This window comes from Bradyrhizobium vignae, from assembly GCF_900324035.1.
Taxonomy (GTDB): Bacteria; Pseudomonadota; Alphaproteobacteria; order Rhizobiales; family Xanthobacteraceae; genus Bradyrhizobium; species Bradyrhizobium vignae.
In genome coordinates this window covers 2732518-2758978 of record NZ_LS398110.1, presented here as the reverse complement: position 1 = coordinate 2758978, position 26461 = coordinate 2732518, and the positions used below count along the sequence as shown (strand labels likewise).

Here is a 26461-nt window from a genome sequence, read left to right as displayed (position 1 = left end):
CGATCATGGCCACCGAACAGATGAACAACGAACAGACCAGTAACGACGTGAAGATCCCCGACGACGCGCTGATCATCGTCCCCGTGCGCGAGATGGTGCTGTTCCCCGGCGCCATCGCGCCGATCACGATCGGCCGGGCGAAGTCCATCGCCGCCGCGCAGCAGGCGCTGCGCGAACAGCGGCCGATCGGCATTGTCCTGCAACGCAGCCCCGAGACCAATGCCCCCGGGGCGGACGACCTCTATCGGGTCGCGACCATCGCCAACATCGTGCGGTACATCACCGCGCCCGACGGTACCCATCACATCGTCTGCCAGGGCGTGCAGCGCGCGCGCATCCTCGACTTCCTGCCGGGGACGCCGTTCCCGGCCGCGCGTTTCCAGCAGATCCCCGAGCCGACCACGACCTCGCCCGAGATCGAGGCGCGCGCGCTGAACCTGCAGCGCCAGGCCATCGAGGCGATCGAGCTGTTGCCGCAGGCGCCGCCCGAGCTGGCGGCGATGTTCCAAGGCACCAGCGCGCCCGGCGCGCTGGCGGATCTCGCAACCTCGTTCATGGACATCAAGCCGCAGGACAAGCAGGAGGTGCTGGAGACCATCGACCTCGCTCTGCGCGTCGAGAAGGTCTCGAAGCACCTGGCCGAGCGGCTCGAAGTGCTGCGCATCAGCAAGGAGATCGGCCAGCAGACCCGCGCCAGCTTCGACGAGCGGCAGCGCGAGGCGATCCTGCGCGAGCAGATGGCGACCATCCAGCGCCAGCTCGGCGAAGGCGACGGCAAAGCGGCCGAGGTCACCGAGCTGACGGCTGCGATCGCCAAGGCCAAGATGCCGCCGGAGGCGGAGGCGCATGCCAAGAAGGAGCTGCGCCGCTACGAGCGCATGCCGGAAGCCGCCGGCGAAGCCGGCATGGTCCGCACCTATCTGGACTGGCTGATCGAATTGCCCTGGGCGCTGCCCGAGGAGAAGCCGATCGACATCAAGGAGGCGCGCGCCATCCTGGATGCCGACCATTTTGGCCTGGAGAAGATCAAGAGCCGGATCATCGAATATCTGGCGGTGCGCAAGCTCGCCCCGCAGGGCAAGGCCCCGATCCTGTGCTTCGTCGGCCCGCCCGGCGTCGGCAAGACCTCGCTCGGCCAGTCCATCGCCCGCGCGATGGGGCGCCCGTTCGTGCGCGTCAGCCTCGGCGGCGTGCATGATGAGGCCGAGATCCGCGGCCACCGGCGCACCTATATCGGCGCGCTGCCCGGCAACATCATCCAGGGCATCAAGAAGGCGGGTGCCCGGAACTGCGTCATGATGCTGGACGAGATCGACAAGATGGGCCGTGGCGTGCAGGGCGATCCCTCTGCCGCCATGCTGGAGGTGCTCGACCCCGAGCAGAACGGGACGTTCCGGGACAATTACCTCGGCGTGCCCTTCGACCTGTCGCGCGTGGTGTTCATCGCGACCGCGAACATGCTGGACCAGATCCCGGGTCCGCTCTTGGACCGCATGGAGCTGATCAGCCTCGCAGGCTACACCGAGGACGAGAAGCTGGAGATCGCGCGGCGCTATCTGGTGCGGCGGCAGCTCGAGGCCAATGGCCTGACCGCCGAGCAGGCCGAGATCGAGCCGGAGGCCCTGAAGCTGATCGTCAAGGGCTACACCCGCGAGGCCGGCGTGCGTAACCTCGAGCGCGAGATCGGCAAGGTGTTCCGCCATGCCGCGGTGCAGGTCGCCGAAGGCACTGCCACGAAGGTCGTGGTGACGCCGAAGGACATCGCCACCGTCCTCGGTCAGCCGCGCTTCGAAGGCGAGATCGCACTGCGCACCAGCGTTCCCGGGGTCGCCACCGGCCTTGCCTGGACGCCGGTCGGCGGCGACATCCTGTTCATCGAGGCAACGCGCGTGCCCGGCAAGGGCGGTCTGATCCTGACCGGTCAGCTCGGCGACGTCATGCGCGAGAGCGTGCAGGCTGCGATGACGCTGGTGAAGAGCAAAGCCACGCAGCTCGGCATCGATCCGCAAGCGTTCGAGAAGAGCGACATCCACGTTCACGTCCCCGCGGGCGCGACCCCGAAGGACGGGCCGAGCGCGGGCGTCGCGATGTTCACGGCGCTGACCTCCCTGCTCACCAATCGCACGGTGCGCAGCGACACCGCCATGACCGGCGAGATCTCGCTGCGCGGCCTGGTGCTGCCCGTCGGCGGCATCAAGGAGAAGGTGGTGGCTGCGGCGGCTGCCGGCTTGAAGCGGGTGATGCTGCCGGCGCGCAACAAGCGGGACTATGACGACATCCCGAAGAGCGCGCGGGACGAGCTCGAATTCATCTGGCTGGAGCGCGTCGACGAGGCGATCGCCGCGGCGCTCGAGCCGGCTGAAGCCACGGTCGAAGCGGCGGAGTGAAGGCGATGAAGAAACTGCTGGAGAAAGCGAAGAGATCGCGGAGGACGCAGCGGCTGCGCCAGTTGCTCGATCGCGCGATCGACCGGGTTCGCGACACGCTCGCGGCGCCTGAGCCGCGGCTTCAGCCGGTCCCGGTCCGCGTGAAGCGCCGCAAGGGTTGAGCCCTCCGTCTCAGGCCCTCGCGGCTGCCCCAAACAAAAGGCTCCCTCCTTCGAGGGAGCCTTTGCGTTGTCAGGACACGGCGTCCTTTGCGGCCTTGACCGGGCGGGCGCGGACGATCTTCCGGGCCGGCTTGGCCTTGAACATCATCTCTTCACCCGTGAACGGGTTGGTGCCCTTGCGCGCCTTGGTCGCGGGCTTCTTGATGACCACGAACTTGGCGAAGCCCGGCACCAGGAACAGGCCGTTCTTCTTGAGCTCCTTGTGGCCGACGTCGGTCAGCGTCTCCATGACGTTCTTGACGTCACGCTTGGAAAGCTCGGTGGCGGTCGCAATCTTCTCGATCAACTGCGATTTGGACATTTGGGTTGGCATCGTGTCTCCTCTGATTCGTTGCCGGTTGCATATTAGACCAACCGTTGAAGGCCTATAGCCTTCTGCACAGTTTTGTCGCGAAATTACGGGCTTTTCTGGCCTGCTGTGACAAAAAACCCTGCTTTTTAGCTACTTCCGGAGCGGAGGAAGCCTCCGGCAGCGGTTTTTGCCTTGTTTCAAAGGCCCGCACGACGTCTTGCTAGAACTGATTCGCCGCTTTCGACAAGCGACGACCGGCCTCTTTGTGAAAGGGGGAGCGTGTTTCACCCTGAAAAATAAGGGTCGGATCGCTTGTCGCCGCTCCTCCTCCCCGTAAAAACGGGGAGAAAGTGAGGGGGCGATTAGCTAGACGCGCTCGATGATGATGGCCGGCGTCATGCCGCCGGCGGCGCACATGGTGACGAGACCACGCTTCAGGTCGCGCCGTTCGAGTTCGTCGAGCACGGTGCCGATCAGGATCGAGCCGGTGGCGCCGATGGGATGGCCGAGCGCGATCGAGCCGCCATTGACGTTGACCCTGGCGCGGTCGAGCTTGAGGTCGCGGATATATTTTTCCGCCACCACCGCGAAGGCCTCGTTGATCTCGAACAGGTCGATGTCGTCGATGCTGAGGCCCGCCTTGGCCAGCACCTTGCGCGTTGCCGGGACCGGCGCGTTCAGCATCAAGGTCGGCGAATCCCCCATGTTGGCCATCGCGACCACGCGAGCGCGCGGCTTCAGGCCATGCGCCCTGGCGTAAGCGGGCGAGGCCAGCAGGATCGCGGCGGCGCCGTCGACGACGCCGGACGAGTTGCCGGCGTGATGCACGAAGTCGATCTTCAGGTCGGGGTATTTCTGCAGGATCAGGCCGCGATAAGTCGTGCCCTTGTCGTCGAGCGCGTAGTCGGCGATGGCCGGAAACGCCGGCTTCAGGCTGCTGAGGCCTTCCATCGTGGTTTGCGGCCGCGGATACTCCTCGTGATCGAGCGCCAGGCTGCCGTCCTCGCGGTGAACCGGCACGAGGCTCTTCTTGAAGTGGCCGTTCGCGATCGCATGCGCCGCGCGCTTCTGGCTCTCCAGCCCGAGCGCGTCGACGTCCTGCCGGGTGATGCCTTCCAGCGTCGCGATCGCGTCGGCGCAGACGCCCTGATGCGACTGCGGATGCTTGGCCCGCAGGCGCAGATTGCCGCCGTCCATCATCATCGGACCGCCGCCGCGGCGTCCCTCCATCGACATCATCTCGCAGCCGCCGGCGATGACGAGGTCTTCGGCGCCCGCCATGATCGAGCTTGCGGCCATGTTGACGCTGGTGATGCCGCTGCCGCAGAAGCGGTCGAGCGTCACCGCGCTGGCGCGCACGTCGTAGCCGGCATCGAGCGCCGACATGCGGCCGAGATCGCCGCTTTGCGTTGCGACCTGCGCGCTGCAGCCCCAGACGATGTCGTCGACATCGGCGGTGTCGATCCCGGTGCGATCGGCGAGCGCGCGCAGCACGGTTGCCCCGAGCTGCTGCGGATGAATGCCCGAGAGGGCTCCCTTGCCGGCCTTGCCGATGCCCCGCGGGGTCCGGCAGGCATCGATGATCAGTGCGTCAGGCATGGGCGTCGTCCTCTTGTTATGAGCGTTGCGGGCGGTTTTGAATCAGGGGGGACAGGCGAGTCAATGCGCAGCGCCTCCTTTGCCTCTCCCCGCAAGAGGGAGGGGCGACGGCAATCATACCCCCGCCGCGTTGTTCGCGATCACGTTGCGGTAGAAGCTGGCGCTGAGCTTTGGCGTGCGGACCTGGGTGTCGAAATTGACGTGGTACAGCCCAAAACGCTTGTTGAGGCCATACACCCACTCGAAATTGTCCATCAGGCTCCAGAGAAAATAGCCGCGCACCGGCACGCCCTCACTTGTGGCACGCTGGAGCTGGGCGAGATAGTTGCGCAAATACATGATGCGGTCGGTGTCGTAGATCCTGCCGTCGGGTCTCACCATGTCGTCGCCGGATGCTCCGTTCTCGCTGATATAGATCGCATCCGTCTTCCAGATCTTTGCCGCCAGCTTCGGCACCCAGTAGATCGTCTCGGGCCCGACACGCAGCCAGTCCGAATTCATGTGCGGGAACGATTTCGGGATCGGCAGCGGCATGAAGCCCGCGCCCTGGTCGGAGGCCACCACATAGTTCTGCGGCGCGTAGATGTTGAGGCCGAGGAAATCGACCGGCGAGGAAATGATCTTGAGCTCCGCATCGGTGAATTTCGGCGCGTTGGGCCCGGCATATTTCAGGAAGGCGTCGGTATAGCCGCCGGTCATGATGACGTTGAGATAGCCGGCATTCATCTCGCGCAGCGCGATCTCCGCGGCGCGAACGTTTTCCGGCGTGTCGATCGCGGGCGCGCAGGCGTCGATGTTCTCGGCCGGCCCCACCCTGGTGCCGCGGCCGCCATGGGCGCGCACCGCCTGCACCGCGAACCCATGCGCCAGCGCGCTGTTGTGCCTGATCTGGTTGACCTCGGCCTGCGGCAGCGTCAGGCCCGGCGCGTCGATGCCGATGCCGTAGCCGAAATAGACGAAGCGGCCGCTCTCGTTCAACGTGAACACGTTTTTGACGCGGTCGGTCAGATGCTCGGCGACATAGGCCGCATAGTCACCGAAGATCTTGCAGGTCTCCGTCGAACGCCAACCGCCGAAGCGATCCTCAAGCGATTGCGGCAGGTCCCAATGATAGAGCGTCAGCCACGGCTCGATGCCGTTCTTCAGGAGTTCGTCGACGAGACGATTGTAGAAGTCGAGCCCCTTCGGGTTGGGCTTGCCGTCGCCGTCCGGAAACACCCGCGGCCAGGCCACCGAGAAGCGATAGGCCCTGCAGCCGAGCTCCTTGATGAGCGCGATGTCCTCCTTGTAGCGGTGATAGTGCTCATTGGCGCGGTCGCCGGTGGTGCCGTCCTCGATCTTGCCGGGAATGCGCACGAACTTGTCCCAGATCGAGGCCCCTCGCCCGTCCTCGTTGACCGCGCCCTCCACCTGATAGGACGAGGTCGCGGTGCCCCAGACAAAGCCCGCCGGAAAGCCGCCTCCATTGCGCGGCGGGGCTGCCGGCTTGGCTTCGGCAGCCTCGAGCGCACCAGCCATCGCAGCTGCGGACAACCCCGCGATTTTCGCAAGCTGGCGACGCGAGACCTTGTCCGACATTGATGCTGCCTCCGAAACGATCGTTGCGGCGGCACAATGGCGGGTCGCGGACCATTTGAGAAGCAGCCTTTGGGGATGCCGCATGCAGAATTGCGGGACCCGAGGGCGCGACATATGCGAGCGGCCCCCAGGGGAGTGCCGGCCTCGAGCTCAGCGCGAGCGCTTCGGCAATTTCGGCAGCTTGCCGGGATTGAACGCTGGCACCGGCTCGGTTCGCTCACGTGCCGGCGGCTGCTGTTCCGTCAGAATGAGCGTGCCATGGAGGATCATTCCCGGCACCTGTAGTGCCGTCGCGGTGTAGCTCGCGATCTTGCCGGGGCAGTACCCTTCGATGTCGAGCGTGAGCTCATCTTCAACGCCGAAGACCGTTGCCCGCCCATCGGTATGACGCTTCGTCGATACGGTCGCCGTGAAGCGGTCGCCATCGACCTTGCAGACGCCGTGATAGGTCATCAGGCTGTCGCGGCCCCAAATCTGGCCGTCTGCGACATGGACGATCCCGGTACCCTGGTCGAGCGGCGTCTTGTACCACGCCGCGTAGGTGCCGTCCTTCAGCATGGGAGCAGTCTCCCCTGGTATTGCGACGCCGATAATTGCCATCTTAGCGCCAAGAAACGGTTAATGACCCGCCCCGTGCCAATCCGCTCTTTCCTTGCGCAGCTCGGCCTCGAGCTCCTCGATGATGCTGTGAAGCAGATGCGCGGCAAGCGGGTCGGTCACTTCGCGTTCCAAATGCCGGTAACGCGCGATCAGGAATTCCTGCTCTCTCAACTGGCGTTCTGTCATCAGACGGCCCTCCGACACATCGACGCGGAGAGGACCGAGCAGTTTCGTTAAACTTTTCAGATCATTTGCTATGGTTTCTGATGGGTTAAGAGGGCCGCGCGCGCTTCGCTCGCGGGGCCGGGACGATGGCTCATCATCCCTCGTTGACCGGGATGATGGGGCTGTCCACCGAGCAGGCTGAAGCCGTCAAGCAGGAGGAGCGCGGAAAAATCCCGCTCGCCCGACGCGGCGATCCCGACGAGATCGCGGATTGGATCGTGCAGTTCGCGAGCCCCGCCTCTCGATGGGTAACGGGACAGGTTCTCGCAGTGGATGGCGGCCTCGGACTGATCTAGAGCGCGACGAGATCCAGATGAATCATCGTCCGCTTCAACTCGCTGTTTGAGCATGATCTCATGCTCAGCTTCCGTGCGAAGTGTTGACGCTTTCGAGCCGGTCTAGAACGTCACCCGCATCCCCGCATAGAACGCGCGCGGCCTTGCCGGACTCAGCGAGCGCGGATCGGCGAAGTCATTGCCGCCGTTGGTGAAGTTGGGCAAGGCCTCGCGATCGAAGAACCGTCCGTAGGTCGCGTAGCGCTTGTCGAAGATGTTGTCGACGCGGCCGTAGAGTTGGATGTTCTTCGTCACCTGATAGGAGGTGTGGAGATTGAACACCGTATAGGACGGTAGCTTCGCGAACTGGTTGGACTCGTCGCCGACGAGATATTGGCTGGAGACGAACAGCGCGTTGCCGCCGACCTTCCAGACGTCGGTCACGGCGTAGTCGATGCCGATCTTGACGCGGTGGCGGGGGATGGCCGGAAGCTGATTGCCGGGCGAGACGTGGATGTGACCGTTGGCGTCAGCAAACGGGCTGTCGGAGCCGATGGTCAGCGCGTCGAGAAAACGTGCGTCGAGGAAGGCGTAGCTCGCCTGGAACTGGAGCGTCGGCGACTTGATGCTGATCTCGGCTTCGAGCCCCTGCCGCCGCGTCCGGCCCACATTGGCGAAATAGCCAAATCCAGTCCGGTCCGGAACAGGGACGGCAGCGATGTCGTCGTAATTGGTGGCGCGGAAGCCGCCGACCTTCCAGCCGAGGGTGCCGATGTTCAGCTCCTTGGTGCCGCGCAGGCCCGCCTCCACGGTCTTGGATACGACCTGTTTCAGTGGTGGATCGGAGACGAGAAACGCTGCGATGAGGCAAGGACGGACCGGATCGGAGCACCCGAGCTCCAGCGGCGTCGGCACGCGATTGGCCTCGGAATAGCCGGCATAGGCGGTCAGCTCCGGCGTGATCTTGTAGGTGCCGCCGATGACCGGATTGAAGCGGGTGAAGGTGTGATCACCGTTGAGATCGGTGCCGAGCTGATCCTCGAGCGTGATGCGCGCTACGTTGAAGCGGCCGCCGCCGGTGATGGCGAAAGCATCCGTGACGTTGAACGTATCCATCGCATAGAGGCCGTTATACTGGTTGATGGTCCGCAGCGAGACAGGGCCGGCAACCTCTGGCGTGCCGGTCGCTCCTAGGAACACGCCGCTGCCGCTGACGACGTAATTTTCTCCGATCGAGCCGATTTCGGCGGTCGCGCCGTAGCGCGTGACGCTGGCATCATAGCTCGCGCCCATCACGAAGCGGTTGTCGTGCCCGAACAGTTGATCGGTGTTGGTGGCCTGCCCCGACACGCCGAAGCTGGTCGACCGTATCGAGCTGCGGTCGATCTCGCCGAGGATCGTTCCCGGCGCAAAGGGATTGGCGAGCTGCACGCCGTTCGTGCCGTTCGCGGGCGTGGTATCATTGCCGAAGCAGAGCAGCGTTGGATCCGCACCGCATTCCTGCACGTCGGTCGGATTGCCGTCGACCAGCTTCTGCTCGTATCTGCGCAGATGCGCAGTGCCTTCCAGCGTCCAGGTCGGCGTCGCATCGACCTTTCCGGTGAAATTGAGATAACCGACGCGGTTGCTCGTGGTCTGCGGCGTCGTGTAGGTCGCGCCCCAATATTTGTCGAGAAGCTCGGCCGGTACGGTAGCGCTGGCACCGAAATCGTTCTTGGCCACGCCCATATTGGCGTGGAATTCGCTGTCGCCGGCCTTGTAGGCGACATCGCCGTAGAAGCGCCGCACCGTCGATTGGGAAAAATTGCGGAAGCCGTCGTCGCGCAGTCCTTCGAGCGCGGCATAGACGCCGTAGTTCTTGTCGACCTGCTTGCCCCATTGCGCCGAGCCCTGGATGCGGCCGAACGAGCCGCCCATCACGTCGAGCTCCGCGCCCTGATAGGTGAAGCCGTCCTTCATTTGCAGGTTGAGGGCGCCGCCGAGCGCGTTGAGGCCGAAGGCCGGGTTGTTGGTCACCAGCGTCACCGACCTGATCGCGGCGGTGGGGATCAGGTCCCAATTGACGGCGTCCGAGAAGGCTTCGTTGATGCGGACGCCGTTCTGGTACACGGCAAGGCCCTGCGGCGTGCCCGTCACGGGCGAGGCGACGAAACCGCGGAATTCGACATTCGGCTGGAACGGATTGCCGGTGACTTCGCTGATGTTGACGCCGGCGATGTTGTCGCGCAGGGCGTCTGTGACGTTCAGCGAACCGGTACGCTTGATCTGGTTGGCATCGACCGCGTTGATCGCCGATGCGACCTTGTCGACATCGAGACCCCTGCCCGTACCCGGCGAGGTCGGATAGACGTAGATGCGTGTCCTCGGGCTGGCGGACGACGGCGCCCCGACGCGCGCGACCGGTCGCGGCGCCGCGGTACGCCTCGCTGGCGAAGGAGGCGGCGCAGTGACCTCGACCGGCGGCAGGTTCTGGACATTGGTCTCTTCATCCTGCGCGGCCTCGGCGGGACCGGCGAGAACCAGCCCGGTCGAAACCGAAGCGACCAACAAACGACGCTTGAACCGAAGACGCTCGCCCATCCTGCCTTCCCAACCCGTCACCGCCGGCCGATTTGATTTTCCCCGTTTGGTCGAGAGGAGTGTAATCGGGGGCCGTTCGCGCACCAGCTATAAAAGGTCGGGCAATATCCGCACCCGTTTTCCCGACCAAATCGGGAATTTTTCCCGATCGCTTCGGGCGCGGTCAGGGGGATGCCGTCGGAATCAGCGCCTCGACGGTCAGGCCCCCGTCACCGGAGACGACGTTGAGCGTGCCGCCCAGCGCCAGGATCCGCTCGCGCATCCCGACGAGGCCGAAGCCGAGCTTCTGGCCCGGCTCCATGCCGCGGCCATTGTCGCTGACCCGCACCCGGGCGCAGCCGCGGCCATCGTCCGATGCCTGCGCCACCGGCTCGATGACGACATTGACCGAGGTCGCGCCGGCGTGGCGGAATACATTGGTGAGCGCCTCCTGCACGATGCGATAGATGGTGAGATCGGCGGTCTCACCGGTTGCGCCCAGCGCCGGCGAGATCACGGTCTCGATCGCGACGTCGGGGTGCGACTCCCGCCACAGCCGCGACAGCGATTCCAGCGCCTGGCGCAGGCCGAGCTCGGCAAGGCCCACGGGCCGAAGGCGCTCCAGCACGCGGCGATTGAACTGCTGGAGTGCATTGATCTGCTCCAGCATGGCGCTGCCATGTTTTCGCACGGCATCCGCACTCGGCGCGCGTCCGTCCGCCTGCTTCGCCAGCGCGCTCGCATGTGCGCGCAGCGAGAACAAGTAAGGCCCGAACTCGTCATGGAGCTCGCGTGCGATCTCCTTGCGCTCGATGTCCTGAAGCGACACCGCACGCTCGGCAAGGCGCCGCTTGTCCTCGACCGCCTCGTGAAGCGTCGCGGCAAGGTGGTTGAGCTTGGTGCAGATCGCGCCGAGTTCCGGCGCGCCGCCCGGCGCGACACGGGCCTCGTAATGTCCGCCTTCGAGCTTCCCCATTGCCTCCGCCAGCGACTGCAGCGGTGCCAGCGCCCGGCCGACCACTGTCATCATCAGGAAAAACAGCGCGAGCGCGATCACCGAGCCAACCTCGAGCTGGGTCACGATGCCGTCCCAGATCTCCGCGATCTCGTCATCGGGATGCGCGGTGATCACGAGCGAGCCGGGCTTGCCATGGATCGAGACGGGCACGCTGACCGCGGCCTGCTCGGGATGAACCAGGCTGACGAACCAGGCCGGCGGACCGCGCGTGTCGGCATCGGGCCGCGGCGGCGTCAGCGGGTTCCCGCCGGAATCGTGAAGCGCGATGCTGACATGGCGCAGGCGGCTGAGATCGCGCGCGATCTGGTTCAGCTTCGCATCGGGGTCGGGCGCCTCGTTCAGGTCCGCCACGATCATCTCGATGAACTCGCGCGCAAGGCGGATCACGCTCTGGTCCTCGGCCTGCACGCGGGGACCTGCTTCCGCGACCTGGCGGCCGATATTGACGGCGAGCCCCAGCGCCAGCAGCAGCGCCAGCAAGAGGTTGATGCGTCCGCGCAAGGATAGATTTTGCCACATTGGTATCGCCTGTGCCTCGCGAAGAATGCCCGCGCCTGTCCGATGACGTTGACAGAGACGAAGCGCCCGATATCTAATCGGAAGCGTACAGCAATCCCGGCCGGGTTGCATGAGGCCACATGAGACACGCGCGTCTCACCTGGTAATCTCATGCGGCGCAGAACAGGCCATCCTATCAGGGGAACGGGCTGTCGCGAGGAACGCCCTATGCGCATTCTGATCGTCGACGATCATCCCATCGTCGCCTCCGGCTGCCGTGCCGTGTTGGCCGACGAGGGCGGGATCGAGATCTTGGAGGCCGCCGACGCCGAAGACGGCGAGAGCGTCTTCATCGTCGAACGCCCCGACCTCTGCATCATCGACATCAATCTGCCGACCGTCTCCGGCTTCGAGCTCGCGCGCCGCATCCTCGAGCGCGCGCCCGAGGCCCGCATCATCATGTTCAGCATGAACGACGACCCCGCCTTCGCCGCGCGCGCGATCGATTGCGGCGCAAAGGGGTATGTCTCCAAGACCGGCGATCCCGACGATCTCGTCGAGGCGATCCGCGCCGTCGGGGGCGGCGGGACTTACCTTCCGACCGCGATCGCGCGCAGCATCGCCTTTGCCGGACCCGCGCTGGCGCAAAGCCCGCTGTCGAAGCTGAACGCGCGCGAGATGGAGATCTTGCGGTTGCTGAGTGCCGGAAAGAGCCTGTCGGAGATCGCCTGGCTGGTGCAGTCGTCCTACAAGACGGTGGCCAATACCTCGTCCATCATGCGCCAGAAGCTCGGGGTGAAGACTTCGGTCGAGCTGGTGCGGCTGGCGATCGACAGCGGCGTCGCCTGACGACACGAGCCGCCGCGAATTCGGTCACGCAAGAGTTGCAATCTTGATGTGGTGAGATGCCACGGAGTTTTCAGGCATGACGATCCAGACTGTCTCGACCAATAAATCCTATGGCGGCGTACAGGGCGTGTATCGCCACGCGAGCCAGGCGACCGGAACCGACATGGTGTTCTCGGTCTATATTCCGCCGCATGCCGATGGCGCCAAGTTGCCCGTGGTCTGGTATCTCTCCGGGCTCACCTGCACGCATGCCAACGTCACCGAGAAGGGCGAATTCCGCAAAGCCTGCGCCGAGCTCGGCCTGATCTTCGTCGCGCCCGACACCTCACCGCGCGGGCCCGACGTGCCGGGCGATGCCAACAACGCCTATGATTTTGGTCTCGGCGCCGGCTTCTATGTCGACGCCACGCAGGAGCCTTTCGCGCGTAACTATCGCATGTGGAGCTACGTGACGGACGAACTGCCAAAGCTGGTGGCGGAGAATTTTCCGGTCGATGCCAAGCGGCAATCGGTGATGGGGCACTCGATGGGCGGCCACGGCGCGCTGACCGTGGCACTGCGCAACCCGCATCGCTACCGCGCGGCCAGCGCGTTCGCGCCGATCGTGGCGCCCTCGCTCGTGCCGTGGGGCATCAAGGCGCTGACCGGCTATCTCGGGCCGAACAAGGACGCCTGGCGCAATCACGACACCGTGGCGCTGGTCGAGGACGGCGCGAAATTCTCCGGCTTCCTGGTCGACGTCGGCGAGGCCGACAATTTCCTGAAGGAACAGCTCAAGCCGGAGCTGCTCGAAGCCGCCTGCGCAAAGGCGGGCATCCCGCTGACGCTGCGGCGGCAGGCCGGCTACGACCACAGCTATTATTTCATCTCGACCTTCATGAGCGATCACCTGCACTGGCACGCGGCAAGATTGACGGCGTGATTCTCTTCTTCCTCGCCCCGCTTGCGGGGAGAGGCGAAGACCTCACGGCTTGCCGTAGTTCGGCGCCAGCAAGCGGTTGCGGATGAGATAGCTCATCGTGCGTGACCAGGATTCATCGGTGTTGCCGCGCATGTCGGCGCTGGCGGCCGTGATCATGTTGCCGGTCTTCACGTCGCGCAAATAGACGTTGAGATTGATGATCAGGTTCGAGACTTTTTGCACGAGGCCGGTGATTTCCAAATCGGCGCCGAGCTGCCCGGCGAGCTTGAGGTCGCAGCCGCCGCAGGCCTGCAAGTTCGCGTGACGGGCGGCATCCCGTACCGGGGCGATGTCGAGTACCTGGAACCGGCCCGAATCTGCCAATTCCTTGCGCAGCTGCTCGCTGATGCGCTCGAGGCGCCCCTGCTCGGGCTTGGAGCCGTAGAACTCGCCGGGCAGGCTGGTGTCGATCAGCTCGAAATCGAACACCGCGAGTTTCGGCGGATCGGCGAGCGCGGCCGAGCCCATCCACAACAGAGCGGCGAGACATATCAATGCTCGCATGATCTTGATTCCCGGCCTCGCGCGCGCGGAGACGAAATGCGGGGTTGCATGCCCTGACAAATTGGTCATGCTTGAAGCAGAGACAATTCTTCACCGGCGGTCAAGCCGGGGAGATCGTCTGGAGGAAACATGATCCGATGGTTGGCCGGCCTGATCGGCTTTGGTCTTGCCGCGACGAGCGCGCTCGCGGCCGAGCCCGTCACGATCGGCGTCGGCTATCTCGGCGTCGCCGCTGCCCGATCGACGCTGTCGCTGGTCGAGCAGCCCGCGGAGAATGACGGCGTCGCCGGCGCGCGCCTCGCCATCGAGGACAACAACACCACCGGAAAATTCACAGGTCAGCGGTTTACGCTGGAGGAGCGCCGCATCAAGGAAGGTGAGGACGCGGTACAGGCAGCGACCGCACTTGCCGAGAAAAACGGCTTCATCATCGCCGATCTGCCGGCCGATGCGCTGCTGAAGGTCTCGGATGCCCTGCGCGAGCGCGGCACGCTGCTGTTCAACGTCGGCGCGATCGACGAACGGCTGCGCGAGACCGATTGCCGCGCCAACGTCATCCATACCGCCCCGACCCGCGCAATGCTGGCGGATGCGCTCGGCCAATACCTGGTGTGGAAGAAGTGGTCGCGCTGGCTGCTGGTGGTCGGCTCCCATGACGAGGACAAGCTGTTCGCCGACGCGCTGAGGCGCACCGCGACGCGGTTCGGCGCCAAGATCGTGCAGGAGCGCACGTTCGAAGATAAGGGCGGCGCTCGCCGCACCGACTCGGGCGTCACGCTGATCCAGCGCCAGATGCCGGTGTTCACGCAGCAGGCGCCGGCCTATGACGTGCTGGTCGTCGCCGACGAGAGCGAGGTATTCGGTGCGTACCTGCCCTATCGCACCTGGGATCCGCGCCCGGTCGCGGGCTCGGCCGGCCTGGTGCCGCGCAGCTGGGACGCATCTCAGGACCAGTGGGGCGCGATCCAGATGCAGAACCGCTTCATCAAGCTGAACTCGCGGCGCATGACCGCGCTCGACATGCAGGCCTGGACCGCGGTGCGCATGATCGGCGAAGCCACCTCGCGCACCAATTCCGGCGACGTGAAGAAGGTGGCCGACTTCGTCAAGGGCCCGGATTTCTCCGTCGCGGCCTTCAAGGGCACGCGGCTGACGCTGCGCGACTGGAATCTGCAGCTGCGCCAGCCCATCCTGCTGGTGGACGGCCGCATGGTCGTGTCGGTGTCGCCGCAGGAAGGGTTCTTGCATCAGGTCTCCGAGCTCGACACGCTCGGCTACGATCGTCCGGAGAGCAAATGCAAGTTGAAGTGAGCGATTTGAGATGAGTTCGAGCTGGCACCGCGACGACGCTGCGCCCCCTCCCCCGCCTGCGGTGAAACAAGCCCGCGAGCAGTTTCAACGCATCGAAGAGCACGGTCCCTTGCATACGCAGATATTGCGCCTATCACTGTTCGCTGCACTGGCACTGGCATTGGCCGTGGCACCTGCACATGCGTTCATCGCCTATGTGTCGAACGAGAAGAGCAACACAGTGTCGGTGATCGATACCGACAGCTGGACCGTGACCAAGACCATCAAGGTCGGCCAGCGTCCGCGCGGCATCGAGTTCACGCGTGACGGCAAGTTCGTGATGGTGGCGGTCGGCGACGACGACACCATCCAGCTGATCGACGCCAAGACGCAAAGCGTGGTCGACGGTCTGCCCTCCGGGCCCGACCCCGAATTGTTCGCGCAAGATGCCGCCGGCAAGATCCTCTATGTCGCCAACGAGAACGACAACACGGTCACCGTGATCGACCTCGAGAAGCGCGCGCGCCTCGGCGACATCCAGGTCGGCGTCGAACCCGAGGGCATGACCATCAGCCCGGACGGCAAGACGCTGATCAACACGTCCGAAACCACCAACATGGCGCATTTCATCGATACCAGCTCGCGCCAGATCGTCGCCAACGTGCTGGTCGATGCGCGGCCGCGCTTTGCCGAGTTCAAGCACGACAGCTCGGAGCTCTGGGTGTCCTCGGAGATCGGCGGCACCGTCTCTATCATCGACCCCAGGAAGCACGAGGTGATCGGCAAGGTCACGTTCGAGATTCCGGGCCTGCGGAAAGAAGCGATCCAGCCGGTCGGCATCGGCATGACCAAGGACGACAAGACCGCTTTCATCGCGCTCGGCCCTGCCAACCGCATCGCCGTGGTCGACGTCGCGACGCGCAAGGTGACGAAATATCTCCTGGTCGGGCAGCGGGTCTGGCACATGGCGTTCACGCCCGATGAGAAATATCTGCTCACCACCAACGGCGTATCGAACGACGTGTCCGTGATCGACGTCGCCGCGCAAAAGGTGATCAAGACCATTCAGGTGGGCGAACTGCCCTGGGGGATCACGATCGCGCCATGACCAGCCCTGTCCCCATCACTGAGCCACGCGAGGCGCCAGGATCGCATCCGGCCACCGTGCCTGCACTGTCGATCGACGGCATCAGCCATTCTTACGGCCCGCGGCGCGCGTTGATGGAGGTGTCTTTCAATGTGCAGCCCGCAAGCTTCACCGCGCTGCTCGGGCTCAACGGTGCCGGCAAGAGCACGCTGTTCTCGCTGATCACGCGCCTGTTCGGCATCCAGTCCGGCCGTGTTTCCATCTTCGGCCATGACATCAGCAAGAGCCCCGGCGAGGCGCTGCGGCTGCTCGGGGTCGTGTTCCAGCCGCGCACGCTCGATCTCGATCTGTCGCTGACGCAGAACCTGCTCTATCACGCCGCGCTGCACGGCATCAGCCGCCGCGAGGCCGCCGCGCGCAGTGCCGAGCTGCTTGGCCGCATCGGCCTTTCCGAGCGCGCAGGCAGCAAGGTGCGCGACCTCTCGGGCGGGCAGATGCGGCGGCTGGAGATCGCCCGCGCGCTATTGCACCGGCCGCGGCTGCTGTTGCTCGACGAGCCGACCGTCGGCCTCGACGTCAAGGCGCGCGCCGACATCATCAGCCATGTCCGCCAGCTCGTGACCGAGCAAGGCATCGGCGTGCTCTGGGCCACGCATCTGTTCGACGAGATCCTGCCCGGTGACGATCTCGTGGTGCTGCACCAGGGCAAGGTGCTGGCACAGGGGCCGATGAGCCGCGTCATCGCAGAGGCCGGCGCGCAGGACGTCAACACCGCCTTCATGCGTCTGACCGGCACGCAAACGATGCCGGGAGGTGGCGCATGAGCAGCATCACCATGCGCGAGACGCCGCGCGGCTTCTCTGGCGCCGAGTACCTGACCTGCCTCATCGGCATCGTCTGGCGCGAGGGATTGCGCTTCCTGCATCAGCGCGAGCGCTTCGTCTCGGCGCTGGTGCGACCACTGGTGTGGCTGTTCATCTTCGCCGCCGGCTTCCGCCAGGTGCTAGGCATCTCCATCATCCCGCCCTACGAGACCTACATCCTCTACGAGGTCTATATCGCGCCCGGGCTGATGGCGATGATCCAGCTCTTCAACGGCATGCAGTCCTCGCTGTCGATGGTCTATGACCGCGAGATGGGCAATATGCGCACGCTGCTGGTGAGCCCGCTGCCGCGCGGGTTCCTCTTGTTCTGCAAGCTGCTTGCGGGGACCGCGGTGTCACTGCTCCAGGTCTACGCGTTCCTCTTCATCGCCTGGTTCTGGGACATCACCCCGCCGCCATCGGGCTATCTCACCGTGCTGCCGGCGCTGATCCTGTCGGGGTTGATGCTGGGCTCGCTCGGCATGCTGATCTCCTCCGGCATCAAGCAGCTGGAAAACTTCGCCGGCGTGATGAACTTCGTGATCTTCCCGATGTTCTTCGCTTCCTCCGCGCTCTACCCGCTCTGGCGGGTGCAGGAGGGCAGCCCCTATCTCTACTATGTCTGCGAGGCCAATCCGTTCACCCATGCGGTCGAGCTGATCCGCTTCGCACTTTATGGCCAGATCAACTGGATCTCGCTGGCGGTAGTCGCAATCTGCACAATCGTCTTCATGATCGGCGCGATTTTGGCCTATGATCCCTCGCGCGGGCTGGCGCGACGCGGGCCTGCGGGAGGCGAAGGATGAAGGTTCGGGTTCTGGCGGCGGCTGTTCTGGCGTTCGCTGTTGCGAGCGCGGCGGCGCGCGCGGCCGACCCGCGCTACCCCGACTGGCCGTGCACACAGGCAAAAGTGCCGGAGATCTCGCTCGCGGCGGTCTGGGCCGGACCGCCGCTCGGCGACGCCGAGACCAAGTGGAAAGACGACGCCAAGATCAGCGCGCTGGTGGCAAAACTGTCGGCGCGCAAGACGCCCCTGGAGGAAGCCGAGAAATCGGTGAAGGAATTTCTGGCGGCTTCCGGCAGCGACAAGGCGACGAATGCAAAGCTCCTGTTCGCCGGCCTGTTCGACACGCTCAACGCCCAGCGCTCGCAGGTCATGAGCGGGCTCGAACGCGTCAGCCGCAAGCAACGCGATGCCGCCGACAAGATCCGCGAGGAGACGCTCGAGCTCCAAGCGCTCCAGGGCGCCACGCCACGCGACGACGCCAAGGTCGAGGCGCTCAGCAACGAGCTGATCTGGAAGACCCGAATTTTCGAGGACCGCCACAAAGTGGTGCGCTTCGTCTGCGAAGTTCCAACCGCGATCGACCAGCGGCTGTTCGCGCTCGGACGCGTGATCCAGCAGGAAATGGAATAGCGTCGGTCGCGCCGATGGCCCGCGGCGGGTTCCCGCGATCGCCACGGGATCGTTAGCTCCTTTGCGGCGCTATCTGCCGGAACCAAATCGATCCAGGATAGCTTGTCGAAATGAACTCCAGACGTCGGGAGGTCTCGATGGGAATAAAAATATTCGTCTTCGCGGGCGCTGCAGCCCTCAGCATGCTCGCAACCAGCGCCCTTGCTGACGATATGACCGGGATGATCACGCGGATCGATCGGCTCAACGGCACGATCTCGATCCAGCAGACACAGAAAGGCACGGTCGGCGCCAGCGCAGGCAGCGCCGGCGCGCTCCAGGAGTACAAAGCGAAGGATGCCGCGATGCTGGACGCCGTCCATGCCGGCGACAGCGTGACGTATTCGGCGACCGAGACCAACGGCACAGGCACGCTGACCAAGCTGCAGAAGCAGAAGCCGTAGCACTGTCTCTGCCTCTCCCGCTTGCAGGGACAGGCAGAGAACCTACGCCCAATCGTTACTGGTCCGGGCGGGGCTCCGGGTGCGCTTCCTCGGTCGGAAGTTTTGCCCGCTCCCAGCCGTCGGTGCCATCAGGATACCAGGCGACATTGGAATAGCCGGACGCCAATGCACGCTTGGCGGCGTTCCAGGACATCCAGCAGTCGGCCAGACAATAGATCACCAGCAGCGCGGCCTTGTCGCCGCGGGAGGCGCGCGCGAGGCCACGCTGGAGATAATCGTCCATGGCGGATGGCAGCGTGCCGTAGCCGGTGTCGGGCAGCCAGATGCTGCCCGGAATGTTCCTGCGCGGCGCGTCGCGCCACACCGTGCCGGCAGGAAGGTTCTTCGGTTTCGGCGGGCGCGGCATCACGTTGACGAAGGCGCCGCTGTTCGCGCGCCAGATCGTCTCCGCCTCCTCCGTCGTGAGCACGCGCGCGCCAGCGAGCGTCGCCGGCACCGGCGCGCGATAATTGTCGGTGCGATAGCCCTCGGGCTCGAACGGCTCCTGCTGCTGCCCAAATGCCGGCGCTGCCAGGATGGCGGCAGCCAGCGCAGCGGCAACAGGCCATCTCACGGCGTCTTCTTGGCCGTCTCCGCGCCGAGCGGCCGATCACTCTCATCCAGCAGCGGCACGCCGAAATCGAGCAGGATCTTGTTGATCTCGCCCTGGTTCTCCTGGATCAGCTTGTTCAATTGCCGCTTCCAGTTCTGGTCGGCAGGGCGCACGCCCATGCCGATGCGATAGACCAGCTTCGGGCCGGTGGTTTCTTTCACCAGCGGCGTGACGTGAAGCGAAGAACCGGCCTTCTTCGCATAGTAGCCGGCCATCGGTCCCCACAATACGCCGGCATCGATCTTTCCGGCGACGAGGTCATCGATCATCGCCTGCGCCGAATTGTCGAAGCGCGTGTCGATCATCAACGGATAGGGCTTGGCGTCGCCCATCAGGCCGGCCAACGCCATGTTGGTCGCCGGCGGCGTGCCGGCGACGATGCCGATGTGCCTGCCCTTCAGGCGCGCGTCCTCCAGCGTGTCGACGTCCTCGAGCCCGCTGCCGACCTTCGCGACCAGCGCATAGGTCGTGCGGTAATAGGGATTGGTGCCCTGCACGAGATCGTCACCTTGCGGGAAGCCCATGATGACGTCGCAGCGATGGGCGCCCAGCGTCATCCGCACGAAACCGGTGGCCTGCGGAAAGAAGACGTAGTCGAGCTTCTTCTGCAGCTTGTCCGCCAGGAATTCGGCGAGCTTGTTCTCGAACCCCTCGCCCTTCTCGTTGGAGAACGGCAGGTTGCGCGGATCGGCGCAAACCCGCAGCACCTTGGGATCGACCAGCTCGAACGAGAGGTCGCCGGTTTCGTTGGTCTGCGCGCTGGCGACACCGCCGAACGCACAGGATGCAACCACGACCCACAGCGAAAACATCCAGCGACGATGTCGTCCGGCCTGCGTCATCGCGCTTCCTCCTCGTTTTGGTTGAATGTTATCCATGCAACGCATGACGCGCCATGTGTGCCATGTTTGTGCCGGCCTCGCTTTGTTGCAGTGCACTGAGACAAACCCTTTGAACTGAGGCGGAAAAGTGTCTCGCATCGCTCTCGTGATCGCAGCCTTGTTCCTGGGACTCGCGACGCTAGCACGCGCTGGGGCGGCCGAATTGCCTGTGAGCGAAGTCGCACCTGGAATCTTCGTACACTCCGGGACCATCGCCCTGATGAACCGCGAGAACGAGGGCGACATTGCCAATGTCGGCTTCATCGTGGGCGATGAGGCCGTAGCCGTGATCGACACCGGCGGCAGCCGTCGCGAAGGCGAGACGCTGCTGGCCGCCGTGCGGGCCCATACATCCAAGCCGATCCGCTATGTCATCAACACTCACGGTCATCCCGACCATGTCTTCGGCAATGCCGCCTTTGTTGCGGACGGAACCAGCTTCGTCGGCCACGGCAGGCTGCCGCAGGCACTGGCGACGCGCGGGCCGTTCTATCTCGATAATTTCCGCCGCATCATGGGCAGCGAGCTGATCGATCCCGTCAAGCTCATCGCCCCGACCCTGCTGGTTTCGGACACGACGATCCTGGATCTGGGAGCGCGGCGCCTGGCGTTGCGCGCCTGGCCGGCCGGACACAGCGACACCGACCTGACCGCGTACGACGAGACGACCAAGACCCTGTTTGCGGGCGACCTGGTCTTTCTCCGCCACATTCCGGTCATGGATGGGAGCATCCGCGGGTGGCTCGACACATTGAACCGGCTCGAGGCGATCCCGGCGCTGCGGGTCGTTCCCGGTCATGGCCCGGTGAGCGGCTGGCCTGCCGCACTGACCGATGAGCGGCGTTACCTGTCAACGCTGCTGTCCGACGTCCGCACGCTGAACAAGAACGGCGAGCCGATCCGCGCCGCCGCGGACAAGGCGGCCGCGTCGGAACGGCCGCATTGGCAGCTGTTCGACGACTACAACGCCCGCAACGCAACTGCAGCATTCTCGGAAATTGAATGGGAGTAGCTGGCGCGCTAGGCTGCAGCGAACGAAGTATCGTCCGCAGGACCATGACCATGACGGGATGCACACGCCGCCTGACGCTCACCGGTCTCCTGCTCGGCCTCGCTTTCGCGACGCCCGCGCAGGCCGAAGAGGCCTACGATCCCTGGCCGGGCCTGGTGCAGGACATCTTCAGCAACCGTCCGATGAACGACGGCAGCGGCGTCATCGGCATCGAGATGCCCTATCGCGCCGAGGATGCCGCGATCGTGCCGGTCACCTTGCGCAGCAAGCTGTCGCCTGGCGACAGCAGGCGTATACGTTCGATCGCACTGGTGATCGATCGCAATCCCGCGCCTATGGCCGCGAAGTTCGAGCTCGGGCCCGACGCCAATGTCATGGAGATCTCGACACGCGTGCGCGTCAACAATTACACCGACGTGCATGCGGTGGCCGAGCTCAGCGACGGCCAGCTCTATGTCTCGAAAGTCTATGTGAAAGCCTCCGGCGGCTGCTCGGCGCCAGCGGCAAAGAATGTCGAGGAAGCCAGGAATCGGCTCGGCCAGATGCGCTACCGGCAGTTCGCACGCGAGGAGGCGCCGGCGAGCGGCGTGCGCGAGGCGCAGATCATGATCGGCCATCCCAACAATTCCGGGCTGCAGATGGACCAGGTCACGCAGCTCTATATCCCGGCCTTCTTCATCAACCAGATCAAGCTGACGCAGGACGACAGCCCGGTGCTGTCGATGGAAGGCGGCATCTCGATCTCGGAAGATCCCAACCTGCGCTTCACCTATGTCTCCAACGGCGCCAAGCATTTCCGCGCCGAGGCAAAGGACACCGATGGGCACGTGTTTCGGAATGAATGGGACGTGGAGAAGCCCGGGACTTAGCGCGCGGCTTGCGCTGTCCTTCCCTCTCCCCTCGCGCTAAAGCGCAATGAGATTTGGATGAATCGTCATCGCGCTTTAGCTTGTTGTTTAGGCATGATCTTTCCGGAAAACCGCTTCGCACTTTTCCGGATCATGCTTTAGCGGCGAGACGGGTGAGGGGTATGTCTCCACAGCTGAGCGCGCGGTGAGAACCCCTCATCCGGCGCTTCGCGCCACCTTCTCCCGCAAGGGGCCGCAAGGGAGAAGGGATGGCACCGCCTACGCGCGATAATCAAAAGCACCTCACCTCGGCTTCCGCCTGCGCGCGGCGCAAATCATTCACCGCCGCGTTCGCCTGCTCCGAGGTGCGGAACTGGACCCCGAGATTGCCGCGTACTTGCGACATGCTGAGCGCGGTCTCTGCGGTAACATAGCGCTCGTAGGGCACGATCGAGGCAACCACGTCGATCGAGCAGGAACATTGTTCGATGGACTGTCGGCTCTCGCCATTGGCTTTCATGCAGCCATAGACATATTCCGCGCGCGCCGCGGTCGGATAGTCATTGGCCTCCTCGGCCCGCGCCACGCATGCGGAAGCGGCCAGTACCGCCAATGCGGCGACAATCCGTCCTAGCTGCCCGGCCAGTTTCATGCGCGTCCTCCCGCTGGTTGCGACCAAAGCTATGCTATGCCTATTGTCCTGAAAAGCACTCGGTCAGAGGAAGCGGCTCACAAGGTGATGAGAGTTTGGGGACGAATATTGGCGTTCGCGGTGCCGCTGGCGCTGACGCTAGCCGTGCCGGCCCGCGCTGCGGATACCATCCGCTTGGCGGTGCAGAAGACCGGAACATTCTCCTGGGAACTGGCCGCGATCCGCAGCGCCGGCCTCGACAAGGAGGCCGGCCTGTCGCTGCAGGTCACCGAGCTCGCGAGCACCGAGGCCGGCAAGATCGCGATGCGCGCCGGCAGCGCCGACATCATCCTGTCCGACTGGCTGTGGGTGTCGCGCGAGCGTGCGCTCGGAGCCAAGCTCACCTTCTATCCCTATTCCAGCGCGCTCGGCGCGGTGATGGTGCCGGCTTCTTCGCCGATCAAGACGCTCGCGGATCTGAAGGGCCGCAAGTTCGCGGTCGCCGGCGGGGCGATCGACAAGAGCTGGCTGCTGCTCCAGGCGCGAATGAAGCAGGACGGCATCGACCTGAAATCGGAAGCAACCATTGTCTACGGCGCGCCGCCCCTGATCGCTGCCAAGGCGCTCGATGGCGAGATGGATGCGAGCCTCAACTTCTGGAACTTCTGCGCCCAGCTCGAAGCCAAGGGTTTTAGACGCCTCACCGGGATCGAGGACATTTTGCCGACGCTGGGCGCCAAGGGCGCCGTTGCCGCGGTCGGCTATGTCTTCGACGAGAACTGGGCCGCGAGCCATCGCGACGCCGTGGCGCGCTTCATCGCGATGGCCCGCAAAGCCAAGGAGCTGCTGGCGACTTCGGATGCAGCCTGGGACAAGGTCGGGCCGCTCACCGGCGCTACCGACCCCACCGTGCTCAAGACCTACCGCGATCGCTATCGCGACGGCATTCCGCGCCGGAGCATCGACGACGAGGAGAACGATGCACGCGTGCTCTACCGCGTGCTGGCCGAGATCGGCGGCCGCGACCTCGTCGGCCCCGCAGCCGAGCTCGACCCCGGCACCTTCTATCACGCAGGCCCCGGAGATTGAGGTGCTGCGTCTTCTCTCGTTCGCCCTGTTCCTCGCAATCTGGTGGATCGCCGCGTTGTTCGTCGGGGGCGCAAAGCTGCCCTCCCCGCCGGCCGTGCTCCAGGTCATGATCGCGGAGGCCTCATCCGGCGCGCTGTTCCTGCATCTCGGCGCCACGCTGGCACGCGTCGCGCTCGCCTTCGTGCTGGCGATGTCGCTCGGCAGCGCGATGGGCTACCTGATGGGCCGGGTCAAGCTCGCCGATCGGCTCGGCGATCCCTGGCTGATCCTGCTGCTCAATCTGCCTGCATTGGTCGTGATCGTGCTGGCCTATATCTGGGCGGGCCTCTCCGAGGCTGCCGCAATTGCAGCGATCGCCATCAACAAGCTGCCGACCGCCATCGTCACCTTGCGCGAGGGCACCCGCGCGCTCGACCGCTCGCTCGACGAGATGGCGAGCGTGTTCGCGATGCCGCGCTGGCGCGCCTTCCGCCACGTCGTGCTGCCGCAGCTCGCGCCCTATATCGCAGCCTCCGCGCGCTCCGGGCTGTCGCTGGTGTGGAAGATCGTGCTGGTCGCCGAGCTGCTCGGACGGCCGAACGGCGTCGGCTTCGAGATCGGCGTCGCCTTCCAGCTGTTCGACACGCCGCGGCTGCTGGCCTATTCGCTGACCTTCGCCGCCGTCGTGCTCGTCATCGAAACCTTGCTGGTGCAGCCGTTCGAAGCCCGCGCAAACAGGTGGCGGCCCCGTGCGGCTTGAGGTCGAGATATCAGGCAAGACCTTCAGGAGTGCCGCGGGCGGAACGCACGAGGTGCTGGCGCCGGTCAAGTTCGCGCTTCGGTCCGGCGAGGTCGGCGTGCTGATCGGCCCATCCGGCTGCGGCAAGAGCACCATGCTGCGCATCATCCTGGGATTGGACCACGACTTTGCAGGCCGCATCGCGCGGCCGCCGGAGGCGCGGATCGGCATGGTGTTCCAGGAGCCGCGACTGCTGCCGTGGCGCTCGGTCGAGCAGAATGTGCGGCTGGCTGCCCCCGACATCGCTGATGCCAGGCTCGCCGAGCTGTTCAAAATCCTCGAGCTGGAAGCGCACCGCGACCACTATCCCGGTGAGCTCTCGCTGGGTTTGGCCCGGCGCGTGGCGCTCGCCCGCGCCTTTGCCGTCGAGCCGGATATCCTGGTGCTCGACGAACCGCTGGCATCGCTCGATGACGCTCTCGCCGGACGCCTGCGCGATGAGATTGCAACGCTCGTCGCGAGCCGTCCGGTGATGACGCTTTTGGTGACACACAGCCTGGACGATGCGGTGCGGCTGGGCGATCGGCTGTTCTTCCTGTCGCCCCGGCCAGCGCGAATCGTGGCCGAGGTGCCTATCGGTATCCCGCGCGACACACGCGGCGAGGCCGAGATTGCGGCGATCAAGACCAGCCTCGCCCAACGAATTCAAGGCGACCGCACTGAGCGAGATGTCTCGTAGCCGGTCGCCTGGCGAACGTGGTAGACTGGGCCGGCGGCGGAGATGGTGATGACGCGGACGGTCGCCTTCGCGACGCTTGGTCTTGCACTCGTGGCGATGACCGCGAGCGCGCAGGACATGATCCGTGGCGTCGACCTCACCTCGCCCGCGATGGTCTCGGCCGAAATGACGAGGCCAGACGTCGAGGCCGTGCTGGCCGAAGCCAGCGCTGCGCGGCCTGCCGATTTCACCGGCAAACGCCTGTCGGGCCTCGATCTCTCGGGCCTGGACCTGTCCAACGCGGTTTTCCGCGCCGCGCGGCTCAACAGGGCGATACTCCGGGACGCCAAGCTCGACGGTGCAATCCTCGATCAGGCGTGGCTGCTGGATGCAGATCTTACCGGCGCAAGCCTGAAGTCCGCCCATCTGTTCGCGTCGCAAATGGCTCGCGCACGTCTCGACGGGGCGAACCTGTCGGGAGCGCGCATCGCTGCCGATCTCACCGGCGCAAGCATGATTGGCGCCTCGATCGCGGACGCGAAGCTTGGCGCCGATATGCGCAACCAGTCGATGGGGCTGATGCGCGCGGTGCTGAGATCCGCCAATCTGGAACGGCTGAACGCGCGCAACGCCGATTTGTCGCGCGTCGACCTCGAATTCGCGACCCTCAGGGGTGCCGACCTGAGCGGGGCATCACTGAAAAACGCCGAACTCGGCGGCGCCGATCTGACCGGCGCCATCGTCATCGATGCCGATTTCGACGGCGCCGATCTCGTCTCGGCGAAGCTGATCGCTCCGAACGGCCTTGACCGCGCCAAGAATTTCGACAAGGCAAGGAACCGCGAGCGCCTGATCAGGGAATGACGGCCCGCCATTGGGAGGACTGGCTGATGCGTTGGATTCTGGCTTTGATCGCGTTGTTGACGCTTGCCGGCGAAGCCGCCGCGCAGGCCAAGGGCAAAGGAATCCGGCTCTGGAATCTGACGACTGAGACGATCTCCGGCTTCCAACTCGCTCCCGCCGGCAGGACCGATTGGGGTCCGAACCAATGCTTGAACGACAAGGACAAGGAGGTCGACCACGACGAGCGGCTGCGCATCATCGGCGTCGAGCCGGGCCATTACGATGCCAAAGTAAGCTATCCCAACGGCCGGCAGTGCATCGTCCGCGGCATCGAGATCAGGGCCGACGCGGTGTTCTCAATCGCCGATAAGGATTTGAAGGATTGCACCAAGTAGCGCCGCCG

General features: G+C 64.9%; 29 protein-coding genes. 18 read left to right on the top strand and 11 right to left on the bottom strand.

Annotated elements, in window-relative coordinates:
- Positions 1–5: 5 nt before the first annotated feature.
- Together lon and BRAD3257_RS39695 are read left to right on the top strand one after the other, a co-directional pair.
- Positions 6–2387: an endopeptidase La gene (gene lon / locus BRAD3257_RS13295; protein WP_122402207.1), complete on the top strand. Its 2382-nt coding sequence runs from the start codon at positions 6–8 to the stop codon at positions 2385–2387.
- Complete coding sequence (locus BRAD3257_RS39695) at positions 2384–2548, top strand: hypothetical protein (protein ID WP_160118809.1); 165 nt, start codon at positions 2384–2386, stop codon at positions 2546–2548. Before lon ends, BRAD3257_RS39695 begins: the two co-directional genes overlap by 4 nt.
- A 70-nt stretch (positions 2549–2618) precedes the next feature.
- Here the strand turns inward: BRAD3257_RS39695 and BRAD3257_RS13290 are convergent, their stop codons facing one another.
- The 5 genes from BRAD3257_RS13290 to BRAD3257_RS40280 form a co-directional block, all read right to left on the bottom strand.
- Positions 2619–2921, bottom strand: a complete 303-nt coding sequence (locus BRAD3257_RS13290) for an HU family DNA-binding protein (RefSeq protein WP_027574583.1) — start codon at positions 2919–2921, stop codon at positions 2619–2621.
- A gap of 345 nt (positions 2922–3266) precedes the next feature.
- The gene (locus tag BRAD3257_RS13285) at positions 3267–4499 is read right to left on the bottom strand and encodes an acetyl-CoA C-acetyltransferase (RefSeq protein ID WP_122402206.1); all 1233 of its coding nucleotides are present in this window, start codon (positions 4497–4499) and stop codon (positions 3267–3269) included.
- Positions 4500–4613: 114 nt separating this feature from the next.
- Positions 4614–6077: a GH1 family beta-glucosidase gene (locus BRAD3257_RS13280; RefSeq protein ID WP_162500185.1), complete on the bottom strand. Its 1464-nt coding sequence runs from the start codon at positions 6075–6077 to the stop codon at positions 4614–4616.
- Between the two features lie 150 nt (positions 6078–6227).
- Complete coding sequence (locus BRAD3257_RS13275; RefSeq protein WP_122402204.1) at positions 6228–6635, bottom strand: hypothetical protein; 408 nt, start codon at positions 6633–6635, stop codon at positions 6228–6230.
- 60 nt (positions 6636–6695) lie between these two features.
- A complete protein-coding gene (locus BRAD3257_RS40280; protein WP_164937028.1) occupies positions 6696–6863 on the bottom strand; it encodes a hypothetical protein in 168 nt (55 codons plus the stop codon).
- A 125-nt stretch (positions 6864–6988) separates the two neighbouring features.
- On the opposite strand from BRAD3257_RS40280, the gene BRAD3257_RS13265 reads away from it, so the two are divergent.
- On the top strand, positions 6989–7198 hold the full coding sequence (locus tag BRAD3257_RS13265; RefSeq protein WP_122402202.1) for an SDR family oxidoreductase: 210 nt from the start codon (positions 6989–6991) through the stop codon (positions 7196–7198).
- Positions 7199–7300: 102 nt separating this feature from the next.
- On the opposite strand, the gene BRAD3257_RS13260 is transcribed toward BRAD3257_RS13265, so the two are convergent.
- Positions 7301–9757 carry a TonB-dependent receptor gene (locus BRAD3257_RS13260; protein ID WP_122402201.1) on the bottom strand — a complete coding sequence of 819 codons (2457 nt, stop codon included), beginning with the start codon at positions 9755–9757 and terminating at the stop codon, positions 7301–7303.
- Positions 9758–9920: 163 nt separating this feature from the next.
- The gene (locus tag BRAD3257_RS13255; RefSeq protein WP_122402200.1) at positions 9921–11273 is read right to left on the bottom strand and encodes a histidine kinase; all 1353 of its coding nucleotides are present in this window, start codon (positions 11271–11273) and stop codon (positions 9921–9923) included.
- 207 nt (positions 11274–11480) lie between these two features.
- Between BRAD3257_RS13255 and BRAD3257_RS13250 the strand changes: the two genes are divergently transcribed.
- On the top strand, positions 11481–12101 hold the full coding sequence (locus BRAD3257_RS13250) for a response regulator (protein WP_122402199.1): 621 nt from the start codon (positions 11481–11483) through the stop codon (positions 12099–12101).
- 76 nt (positions 12102–12177) lie between these two features.
- Positions 12178–13023, top strand: a complete 846-nt coding sequence (fghA, locus tag BRAD3257_RS13245) for an S-formylglutathione hydrolase (RefSeq protein WP_122402198.1) — start codon at positions 12178–12180, stop codon at positions 13021–13023.
- Positions 13024–13065: 42 nt separating this feature from the next.
- On the opposite strand, the gene BRAD3257_RS13240 is transcribed toward fghA, so the two are convergent.
- Positions 13066–13635 (bottom strand): DUF3280 domain-containing protein, encoded by a 570-nt coding sequence (locus tag BRAD3257_RS13240; protein ID WP_122402197.1) that lies wholly within the window; start codon positions 13633–13635, stop codon positions 13066–13068.
- A 60-nt stretch (positions 13636–13695) separates the two neighbouring features.
- On the opposite strand from BRAD3257_RS13240, the gene BRAD3257_RS13235 reads away from it, so the two are divergent.
- The 6 genes from BRAD3257_RS13235 (at position 13696) to BRAD3257_RS13210 (ending at position 18666) form a co-directional block, all read left to right on the top strand.
- Positions 13696–14877: an ABC transporter substrate-binding protein gene (locus BRAD3257_RS13235; RefSeq protein WP_122402196.1), complete on the top strand. Its 1182-nt coding sequence runs from the start codon at positions 13696–13698 to the stop codon at positions 14875–14877.
- 166 nt (positions 14878–15043) lie between these two features.
- Positions 15044–15964, top strand: coding sequence for a YVTN family beta-propeller repeat protein (locus tag BRAD3257_RS13230; protein WP_430648823.1), 921 nt, complete (start codon positions 15044–15046; stop codon positions 15962–15964).
- Positions 15961–16767: an ABC transporter ATP-binding protein gene (locus BRAD3257_RS13225; protein ID WP_122402195.1), complete on the top strand. Its 807-nt coding sequence runs from the start codon at positions 15961–15963 to the stop codon at positions 16765–16767. Before BRAD3257_RS13230 ends, BRAD3257_RS13225 begins: the two co-directional genes overlap by 4 nt.
- The gene (locus BRAD3257_RS13220) at positions 16764–17612 is read left to right on the top strand and encodes an ABC transporter permease (RefSeq protein WP_122402194.1); all 849 of its coding nucleotides are present in this window, start codon (positions 16764–16766) and stop codon (positions 17610–17612) included. The genes BRAD3257_RS13225 and BRAD3257_RS13220 overlap by 4 nt, the downstream gene beginning before the upstream one ends.
- Positions 17609–18223, top strand: coding sequence for a hypothetical protein (locus tag BRAD3257_RS13215; protein ID WP_122402193.1), 615 nt, complete (start codon positions 17609–17611; stop codon positions 18221–18223). Before BRAD3257_RS13220 ends, BRAD3257_RS13215 begins: the two co-directional genes overlap by 4 nt.
- A 137-nt stretch (positions 18224–18360) precedes the next feature.
- On the top strand, positions 18361–18666 hold the full coding sequence (locus BRAD3257_RS13210) for a copper-binding protein (RefSeq protein WP_122402192.1): 306 nt from the start codon (positions 18361–18363) through the stop codon (positions 18664–18666).
- A gap of 55 nt (positions 18667–18721) precedes the next feature.
- Here the strand turns inward: BRAD3257_RS13210 and BRAD3257_RS13205 are convergent, their stop codons facing one another.
- Together BRAD3257_RS13205 and BRAD3257_RS13200 are read right to left on the bottom strand one after the other, a co-directional pair.
- Positions 18722–19279 (bottom strand): PQQ-dependent catabolism-associated CXXCW motif protein, encoded by a 558-nt coding sequence (locus BRAD3257_RS13205; protein ID WP_122402191.1) that lies wholly within the window; start codon positions 19277–19279, stop codon positions 18722–18724.
- Positions 19276–20160, bottom strand: a complete 885-nt coding sequence (locus tag BRAD3257_RS13200; protein WP_122402190.1) for a substrate-binding domain-containing protein — start codon at positions 20158–20160, stop codon at positions 19276–19278. Before BRAD3257_RS13200 ends, BRAD3257_RS13205 begins: the two co-directional genes overlap by 4 nt.
- Before the next feature lie 127 nt (positions 20161–20287).
- On the opposite strand from BRAD3257_RS13200, the gene BRAD3257_RS13195 reads away from it, so the two are divergent.
- Positions 20288–21211, top strand: coding sequence for a quinoprotein relay system zinc metallohydrolase 2 (locus tag BRAD3257_RS13195; RefSeq protein ID WP_122402189.1), 924 nt, complete (start codon positions 20288–20290; stop codon positions 21209–21211).
- Positions 21212–21261: 50 nt separating this feature from the next.
- Entirely contained in the window at positions 21262–22080 is an 819-nt protein-coding gene (locus tag BRAD3257_RS13190) for a quinoprotein dehydrogenase-associated SoxYZ-like carrier (RefSeq protein WP_162500183.1), read from the top strand.
- A 271-nt stretch (positions 22081–22351) separates the two neighbouring features.
- On the opposite strand, the gene BRAD3257_RS13185 is transcribed toward BRAD3257_RS13190, so the two are convergent.
- A complete protein-coding gene (locus tag BRAD3257_RS13185; protein ID WP_122402187.1) occupies positions 22352–22711 on the bottom strand; it encodes a hypothetical protein in 360 nt (119 codons plus the stop codon).
- Positions 22712–22798: 87 nt separating this feature from the next.
- Between BRAD3257_RS13185 and BRAD3257_RS13180 the strand changes: the two genes are divergently transcribed.
- Genes BRAD3257_RS13180 through BRAD3257_RS13160 form a run of 5 tightly spaced genes read left to right on the top strand, consistent with a single transcriptional unit; the run spans position 22799 to position 26453 of the window.
- The gene (locus BRAD3257_RS13180) at positions 22799–23779 is read left to right on the top strand and encodes an ABC transporter substrate-binding protein (protein WP_162500565.1); all 981 of its coding nucleotides are present in this window, start codon (positions 22799–22801) and stop codon (positions 23777–23779) included.
- Position 23780: 1 nt separating this feature from the next.
- A complete protein-coding gene (locus BRAD3257_RS13175; protein WP_122402185.1) occupies positions 23781–24518 on the top strand; it encodes an ABC transporter permease in 738 nt (245 codons plus the stop codon).
- Positions 24508–25236, top strand: coding sequence for an ABC transporter ATP-binding protein (locus BRAD3257_RS13170; protein ID WP_122402184.1), 729 nt, complete (start codon positions 24508–24510; stop codon positions 25234–25236). The genes BRAD3257_RS13175 and BRAD3257_RS13170 overlap by 11 nt, the downstream gene beginning before the upstream one ends.
- Before the next feature lie 48 nt (positions 25237–25284).
- The gene (locus tag BRAD3257_RS13165; RefSeq protein ID WP_162500182.1) at positions 25285–26079 is read left to right on the top strand and encodes a pentapeptide repeat-containing protein; all 795 of its coding nucleotides are present in this window, start codon (positions 25285–25287) and stop codon (positions 26077–26079) included.
- Positions 26080–26105: 26 nt separating this feature from the next.
- On the top strand, positions 26106–26453 hold the full coding sequence (locus BRAD3257_RS13160) for a hypothetical protein (RefSeq protein WP_122406537.1): 348 nt from the start codon (positions 26106–26108) through the stop codon (positions 26451–26453).
- The last annotated feature ends 8 nt before the right edge of the window (positions 26454–26461 follow it).